General features: G+C 70.2%; 8 protein-coding genes and 1 pseudogene. 7 read left to right on the top strand and 2 right to left on the bottom strand.

The genetic code is table 11. The features are described 5' to 3' along the window. From QM619_RS15980 to QM619_RS15970, 3 genes are all read left to right on the top strand, one after another. Nucleotides 1–542 (top strand): ATP-grasp domain-containing protein (locus QM619_RS15980; protein WP_415110999.1); only part of this gene is annotated, 542 nt, incomplete at its 5' end. Then, nucleotides 539–1,033, top strand: a complete 495-nt coding sequence (gene purE, locus QM619_RS15975) for a 5-(carboxyamino)imidazole ribonucleotide mutase (protein WP_415110996.1) — start codon at nt 539–541, stop codon at nt 1,031–1,033. The genes QM619_RS15980 and purE, both read left to right, overlap by 4 nt. A gap of 79 nt (nt 1,034–1,112) precedes the next feature. After that, nucleotides 1,113–2,588 carry an LCP family protein gene (locus tag QM619_RS15970; protein ID WP_415110993.1) on the top strand — a complete coding sequence of 492 codons (1,476 nt, stop codon included), beginning with the start codon at nt 1,113–1,115 and terminating at the stop codon, nt 2,586–2,588. Between the two features lie 66 nt (nt 2,589–2,654). Here QM619_RS15970 and QM619_RS15965 read toward each other — a convergent pair whose 3' ends face one another. Together QM619_RS15965 and QM619_RS15960 are read right to left on the bottom strand one after the other, a co-directional pair. After that, nucleotides 2,655–3,539, bottom strand: a complete 885-nt coding sequence (locus QM619_RS15965; RefSeq protein WP_415110990.1) for a serine hydrolase — start codon at nt 3,537–3,539, stop codon at nt 2,655–2,657. A gap of 7 nt (nt 3,540–3,546) precedes the next feature. After that, complete coding sequence (locus QM619_RS15960; RefSeq protein WP_415110987.1) at nt 3,547–4,254, bottom strand: TIGR03089 family protein; 708 nt, start codon at nt 4,252–4,254, stop codon at nt 3,547–3,549. 38 nt (nt 4,255–4,292) lie between these two features. On the opposite strand from QM619_RS15960, the gene QM619_RS15955 reads away from it, so the two are divergent. The 4 genes and pseudogenes from QM619_RS15955 to QM619_RS15940 all read left to right on the top strand — a co-directional run. After that, nucleotides 4,293–5,372, top strand: a complete 1,080-nt coding sequence (locus QM619_RS15955; protein WP_415110984.1) for a mannose-1-phosphate guanylyltransferase — start codon at nt 4,293–4,295, stop codon at nt 5,370–5,372. Next, nucleotides 5,365–6,096 (top strand): hypothetical protein, encoded by a 732-nt coding sequence (locus tag QM619_RS15950; RefSeq protein WP_415110981.1) that lies wholly within the window; start codon nt 5,365–5,367, stop codon nt 6,094–6,096. The genes QM619_RS15955 and QM619_RS15950 overlap by 8 nt, the downstream gene beginning before the upstream one ends. 193 nt (nt 6,097–6,289) lie before the next feature. Then, nucleotides 6,290–6,553: a WhiB family transcriptional regulator gene (locus QM619_RS15945; protein ID WP_415110978.1), complete on the top strand. Its 264-nt coding sequence runs from the start codon at nt 6,290–6,292 to the stop codon at nt 6,551–6,553. 32 nt (nt 6,554–6,585) lie between these two features. Continuing rightward, a pseudogene (locus QM619_RS15940) lies at nt 6,586–7,246 on the top strand (hypothetical protein); the annotation flags it as partial.

Raw genomic sequence — 7,246 nt, 5'->3', positions numbered from 1 at the left:
GGGTCTACCCGGTCAGCGAGACCGTGCAGACCAACGGCATCTGCACCCACACCTTCACCCCGGCGCCCGACCTGAGCACCGAACAGCGGGACGCGATCGAGGCGATGGCGCTGCGGATCGCCGCCGAACTGGATGTCACCGGCATTCTCGCCGTCGAGCTGATGCAGCGCGCGGACGGCTCGGTGGTGGTCAACGAACTGGCGATGCGGCCGCACAACACCGGCCACTGGAGCATCGACGGGGCGCACACCTCGCAATTCGAGAACCACCTGCGCGCCGTCGCAGACCTGCCGCTCGGACCGACCGAGGTCCGGCAGCCGCATGCCGCGATGGTGAACGTGCTGGGCGGTGCCCGCGACGATCTGCTGGAAGCCCAGGCGGAGGTGCTGGCGTCCGAGCCTGGCGCCCGCGTCCAGCTCTACGGCAAGACCGTGGTGCCGGGCCGCAAGGTGGGCCACGTCACCGTCGTCGGCGACGACGCGGACGACGTCCGGACCAGGGCGCAGGCGGCCGCCGATCACCTGATGGGAGTCCAGCGATGAGTGGAAACCCCGTTGTCGGGATCGTGATGGGGTCCGATTCGGACTGGCCGGTGATGAAGGCCGCCGCGGACGCCTGCGCCGAGTTCGGCGTCGGCTGCGAGGCCGACGTGGTCAGCGCGCACCGGATGCCCGAGGACATGGTGGCCTGGGGCCGCGCCGCGCACACCCGTGGCCTGAAGGTGATCATCGCCGGCGCCGGGGGAGCGGCCCACCTGCCCGGCATGCTGGCCGCGCTCACCCCGCTGCCGGTGATCGGCGTCCCGGTGCCCCTGAAGTACCTGGACGGCATGGACTCGCTGCTCTCCATCGTCCAGATGCCCGCCGGCGTCCCGGTCGCCACCGTCGCGGTCGGCAACGCCCGCAACGCCGGCCTGCTCGCCGTCCGGATCCTGGCCGCGTCCGACGAGGCACTGCAGCACAAGATGCTGCAGTTCCAGGAAGACCTCCGGGACGCCGCCCGCGCCAAGGGCGCCGTCGTCCGCGGCCACTGAACCACGGGGGAGGGTTCCTTTTCGGTTCACCACGGCGTCACGGGACGGACGCCCTCCGCCGGCCAGCCATACTGGTCCGGTGACCGCCGTCGAGACTTCCCCGCTCCCGGACGCCCAGATTCGCAGCCAGGGCATCGCCCTGCGCCGCGGCCTGACCCTGCTCGGCATGACCCTGATCGTGCCCGGCTCGGCGCAGCTGGCCGGCGGCAACGAACGACTGGGACGGTTCGCCGCGCGCGTCTGGGTGACGCTGGTCGTGCTGGCCCTGCTGTTCGGAGCGCTGTTCCTGACCTTCCGGGCGTTCGCCATCGGGCTGTATGTCAACCCGGTCACCCTGCAGGTGCTGCGCTGGGCGTCCCTGGTGCTCGGCCTCGGCTGGGCGCTGCTGTTCGTCAACGCCTGGCGGATCGCGAACCCGCCGGCGCTCTCTCAGCGCGGCAAGGTGATCCTGCCCTCGGTCGCGTTCGTGCTGGCGCTCGCCGTCGCCTTCGGCTCGTGGACGCTGGCCGCCGCATTCGACGCCCAGAGCCGGCTGTTCGGCACCGTCTTCACCGGCGGTGGCAAGGCCGAGACCAGCAGCGGACGCTACAACGTCCTGCTGCTCGGCGGGGACGCCGGCGCAGACCGAGACGGACTGCGTCCGGACACCATGATGGTCGCCAGCATTGACGCCAACACCGGCCGCACCGTGCTGTTCAGCCTGCCCCGCAACCTGCAGTGGGCGCCGTTCCCCGATTCGTCGCCGCTGAAGAAGCTCTACCCCAACGGCTACTGGTGCAAGGATCAGTCCTGCCTGCTCAACGCCGTCTACACCCTCGCCACCAACCACAAGAGCCTGTATCCGGGGGTGAAGAATCCGGGCGTCCAGGCCACCAAAGAGGTGATCGAGAACATCCTCGGCCTGCAGATCAACTACTGGGCGCTGATCGACCTCAAGGGCTTCAAGCAGCTGATCGACGCGGTCGGCGGGATCGACCTGGACGTCGCCCGCAAGGTCCCGATCGGCGGCGGAACCGACCTGACCACCGGCAAGAAGAACCCGATCAAGGGCTACATCGGCCCCGGCAAGAACCTCCATCTTGACGGCTATCACGCCTTGTGGTTCGCCCGTTCGCGGGAGGGCTCGACCGACTACGAGCGGATGGCCCGGCAGAAGTGCGTGCTGAACGCGATGGCCAAGCAGCTCAATCCGCTCACCGTGCTGACCAAATTCCAGGAGATCGCCAAGGCCGGCGAAGAGATCGTCGCCACCGATCTGCCCACCTCGCAGATCGGCACCATGCTCGATCTGGCGCAGCGGGGCCGCTCGTTGCCGCTCAGCAGTGTCAGCTTCGCACCGCCGCTGATTCTGCCGGTGAAGCCCGATTTCGCGAAGATCCGCCAGATCGTGGCCCAGAAGATAGCCGCCTCCGAGGCGGCCGCCTCCAAACCGCCGAAGGCGTCCACATCGGCCACGCCGTCGTCGAGCGGCTCATCGTCGACCGTGCCGTCCCCTGGGAGCACCGAGGCGAAGACCCAGACCGACGATCTGGACGACGTCTGCACCGTCAGCTGAATCAAGCGCCGATGGTTGAGCTTGTCGAAACCGGGGAAGGTGTCGACAAGCTCGACCAACGATGATTCAGTGCAGCTCGCCGGACCCCAGAATGCGGAACACCCAGTCGCCGATCGCGTTGCAGTAGGCCTTGCCCAGGTCGAAGGTGGCGACGCGGGTCATCATGGTGAGCAGGTAGTCGCGGCCGTCGCCGGAGACGTGGCCGATCGAATTCACCGCCCACAGCTTGTCGGTGGATTGGAATTGCACCCAGCCGTTCTTCATCTGCACCTGCACGCTGGCGCTGTGCGGCGCGCCGACACCCCAGGTCTGGTCGTCCTGCACCTGGCCCATCAGGCCTAGCAGATAGGTCCTTTCCGAATCGGTGAGGGCCTTGATGCCACCCTTGACCAGCTGATGCAGGAACGAGCGCTGGTCGTTCGGCGTCGTCCAGGTCCAGCTCCAGAAGTCGCGCTCGGGGGCGCTGTGGGTGTCCTTCAGCCCCAGATCGGACGCCAGCGCGTCGTAGGCGGGACGCTTCCCGGTCCACTCCCAGAGCGCCTCGGCGGAGTCGTTGTCGGAGTTCCGGATCGCCTTCTCGGCCTGCGCCGCCTGCTCCGGCGGCAGCGGCTGCTGCAACTTGTCGGCGCGGGCCTTGCGCATCGCCATCGAGACCAGCATCGGCTTGGCCATGGACGCGCTCTGGCTGGCCCAGTCGCCGCGGAAATCCCACTGGGCACCGCTGCGCAGATCCTCGACGGCGACCCCCAGCTTGTCGTTGCCGGCCGCGATCGCCTCCAGCGTGGCCTGCAGCTGCTCGCGGATCGTCCCGGTCGGCGACGCCGTCGGCGTCGGCACAGTGGGGGAGTTGCTGCAGCCGGCCAGCACCGCGGGCGCCAGCGTCGCGGCGCCCAACGCCAGCAGCCCGGTGCGGCGGGCGAATCGCAGCGTGGTCAGGGGGTTGTCGGTCACCTCGACATCATTCCACGCACCGTTCGGACGCCCGGATCTTCGCCAGCAGCGCGTCGTCCGGGCTGCCCTCGACGACGACCGCGGAACCGCCGCCCAGCAGCGGCCCGAGGACGGCTTCCCGCAGCGTTCCGAGCGGCCCGGACGGCACCACCAGCACCCGCCCGGCCACCGGTGGCGTCCCGGCCAGGTCGGCGTGACTGAACACCTCGGCGCCCTCGGTTCCGGCGGGGTCGATCCAGGCCGGCGCATTCGCCGCGCTGGGCAGGGTGCCGGCCCGGTCGGGTTGGGTGAGCGCCTCGGTGGTGAAGTCGAGGACGCCGTCCGGCAGATCGCGCAGCCCGAGGCCGAGCGGATGCAGCGAGCAGGCCAGAGTCGCGCTGGGCAGCATCGGCCGCGGGTCGACGGGGCCGACGACCACCAGATCGGCGCCCGCGGCGTCCAGGGTGATCGCGCATTCCCGCTGCCAGGCGGCCAGCGGCCAGAGCAGCGTCATCCAGTGGCCCGGACGGCTCAGTGCCAGCGGCAACGCCACCAGCCCCGAGTCGGCGCCCAGGTCCTCGATCAGGTTGGCGGTCTTGGCCACCCAGTTGGCGAAGGTGGCGACGCTCAGCTCGGTGCGGCCGCCGGCGTCCAGGTCGTAGTGGGTGAGCAGCGGCTCGGCGCCCGCCGTCCGGGCCCGTCGCTGCAAGGCCGTCACCATCGCCGGAATGTCCATCGCGCCATCGTAGAAGTCCGGACGATATCGTCAGGGCCATGCGCTTCGCGGTGATCATGGCAGGCGGCTCCGGGACGCGGCTGTGGCCGCTGTCCCGGAAAGGCACCCCCAAACAACTCCTGCGGCTGATCGAGGGCACCTCACTGCTCCGGATCGCCTACGAACGGCTCGGCGACCTGGTGCCGCCGGAGCGCGTCCTGGTCTGCACCGGCGCCGCCTACGCCGACCAGGTGGCGGCCGAGCTGCCCGAACTGCCGGCCGAGAACATCCTCGGCGAACCCGAGGGACGCGACTCGCTGAACGCGGTCGCCTGGCCGGCCGCGGTGATCGCCGCCCGCGACCCGGACGCCGTGATCGCGCAGGTCACCGCCGACCAGCTGATCGAGCCGGTGGCGGTGTTCACCGCGACGCTGGCCGAGGCGTTCGAGGTGGCCGAGAACGATCGGCACGCCCTGGTCACCCTCGGTGTGGTGCCGAGCAGCGCCCACACCGGCTACGGCTACCTGCATCGCGGCGAGGCCGTGCTCGGATTCGAGCACGCCCATCGGGTGCTGGAGTTCCGCGAGAAGCCCGATCTGGTGACCGCCAGCGAATATCTCGCCTCCGGCGAATACTGGTGGAACGCCGGCATGTTCGTCTGGCGGGCCAGCACCTTCCTGGAACAGCTGGCCGCCCTGCATCCGGGCAGCCACGCCGCCGTCCTCGAGCTCGCCGCGCATCCCGAGCGGCTCGACGCGATCTTCCCGACCCTGCACAAGACGTCCGTCGACTACGGGATCATGGAGCCGGTCTCGGCCGGTGCCGGGACGGCGCATGTGGTCGCGGTGGCGCTGCCCGTGCAGTGGCGTGACGTCGGCGGCTACGCCTCGCTCGCCGAGACTCTCGCCCACGACGCGGCGGGCAACGCCCTGATCGGGACATCGGTGCGGCTGGACGCCGCTGAGAACGTGATCATCAACACCGCCGGCGACGACCACCTGGTCGGGGTGCTGGGCTGCACCGGCATGGTGGTGGTGACGACGCCGACGATCACCATGGTGGCCCCGGTGGACGCCGCGGAACGCGTCCGGGAACTAGTGGCGCTGGTCCGGGCCGAAGCGGGTGAGGGGTATGTCTGAGCGGGGCGACGCCCAGGCTCCGAAGGGCCGCGTCGTCCTGGAGAACTTGAAGCGCATCCGGCAGCCGGTCACCTGGGCGGTGCTGGCGATCCTCTGCGCCGGGCAGCTGCTCGGCGTCGTCCGGGTGGTGCTGCTGGTGTTCCCCGGCCAGACGCCGGTCTTCGAGGCGTTCCAGGAGATCTCTGACTCGATCATGAGCCTCTCGCTGGTGATCGTCCTGGCGGGCCTGGTCTGCGCCTGCCTGTTCGTGCCGCCGGCCGCCGGCAATGCGATCCGGCTGGCGAAGCTGTCGGCCTGGGCGATCGCGGTCGGCGCCCTGCTGCAACTGGTCTGCCTGCTGATGGGTGTGGCCGCGTCGGCCAACGTGTTCGGCGTGATCATGGAGATCCTCGGCGGCCTGCTCGACGTGGTGCTCAAAGCGGTGGCCGCCGGGGTGGTCGGGGTGCTGGTCCGCGGGGTTCGGTCCGGACGCCTCGATCTGGCCCCCGCCGTGCCTGAGGTGGCCGCTCCCGAGAAGCCCCGGACGCCGCCGGTGTGGCAGCCCGAGCAGGCCAGCGGCACCGCCTGGCGCAGCGCGCGGGACGCCGCCAGTGGCGCCCGGCCCGACATCGGGGCCACCCCGACCGGCGACGCGACCGACCAACCCGAACTCACCTCGGCCCCCGAGCCGACGCCCGAGACACGCTGGCGTCCCCGCGCCACCCCCGGCGACCAAGGCCAGTAGTCGCAGCCGATCCGGGCCGGTGGTCGCAGCCGACCGGGGAGCGGTAGTCGCACTAGAAAGACACTGCCTAGTCCCACTAGTAGATCCGTGGCGGCTCCTTTACCACAAGATCCGGGTTGACTTACCTGAACGACAGGCATGTAATTTCCTCTATGTAGTTCAGCCGGGCTGCACCGGGTCGAGGAGGAATGCCATGCATGAGCTGGTGGCACTGGAGTTTGACGACAGCGACGAGGGAGCGCTCGGTTGGCAGGAGCGCGCGCTGTGTGCTCAGACCGACCCAGAGGCGTTCTTCCCTGAGAAGGGCGGTTCCACGCGTGAGGCGAAGCGGGTGTGCCTCAGCTGCGAGGTGCGCAGCGAGTGTCTGGAGTATGCGCTCAGCAACGACGAACGCTTCGGCATCTGGGGCGGGCTGTCCGAGCGTGAGCGACGCAAGCTGAAGAAGCGCGCGGTCTGAGCGGGCCGAGCCGACCACTACCCTGGGTCAGCGTGACTGATCCGTGGGCGTGGCTGAACGCTGACGACGAGGACGCGACGAGCGGTCTCGATGCGTATGCGGTGAGCGTCATCATGCTCGCCGACACCGCCGAAGAACTGCGTCCGATGGTGGCCGAGCAGAGCGTCCGGCCCACCGAGGTGGTGATCAGTGACACCGTCGCCGAAGGCGTCGAGCAGGCCACCGGCGACTGGCTGTGGCTGCTGCCGCGCGCCGTCCGTCCGACCTCCGACGCGCTGGAACATCTGTTGCGCACCGGGGCCGAGTCGGACGAGGTCGCGCTGGTCGGGCCGTTGATGGTCCGCTCCCAACGCCGCGCCCGGGTCGATCTGATCGAATCCTGCGGCCTGACCGTCACTCCGGCCGGACGCGTCGTGCCGGCCGTCGAGGGCGGCGAACCCGACCAGGGCCAGCTGTCCACGATGTCGGTGCTGGGCGTCGACCTGTCCGGTGCGTTGGTCCGCCGCGAGGCGTGGCGACAGGTGGACGGCGTGGTCGCCGGTCTGCCGGACGCCCTGGCCGGCGTCGAACTCGGCCGCCGGCTCAACGCCGCCGGCCTGCGGGTGGTCGCCGAGCCGGAGGCCCGGATCTTCCGCGCCGCCGCCGACGAACCGGACGCCGCCGCCTGGCGCGCCTGGGAGCTGCGGCTGGCCG

The organism is Micropruina sp. (genome assembly GCF_047606665.1).
Taxonomy (GTDB): domain Bacteria; phylum Actinomycetota; class Actinomycetes; order Propionibacteriales; family Propionibacteriaceae; genus Micropruina.
Note: the sequence above shows the minus strand (reverse complement) of the source record. Positions and strands in the feature narration are given on the sequence as shown.

Coding starts and splice junctions, on each gene's coding strand:
- purE (WP_415110996.1), top strand. CDS start 539: ATGAGTGGAAACCCCGTTGTCGGGATCGTGATGGGGTCCGATTCGGAC.
- QM619_RS15960 (WP_415110987.1), bottom strand. CDS start 4,254: ATGGACATTCCGGCGATGGTGACGGCCTTGCAGCGACGGGCCCGGACG.
- QM619_RS15955 (WP_415110984.1), top strand. CDS start 4,293: ATGCGCTTCGCGGTGATCATGGCAGGCGGCTCCGGGACGCGGCTGTGG.
- QM619_RS15950 (WP_415110981.1), top strand. CDS start 5,365: ATGTCTGAGCGGGGCGACGCCCAGGCTCCGAAGGGCCGCGTCGTCCTG.
- QM619_RS15945 (WP_415110978.1), top strand. CDS start 6,290: ATGCATGAGCTGGTGGCACTGGAGTTTGACGACAGCGACGAGGGAGCG.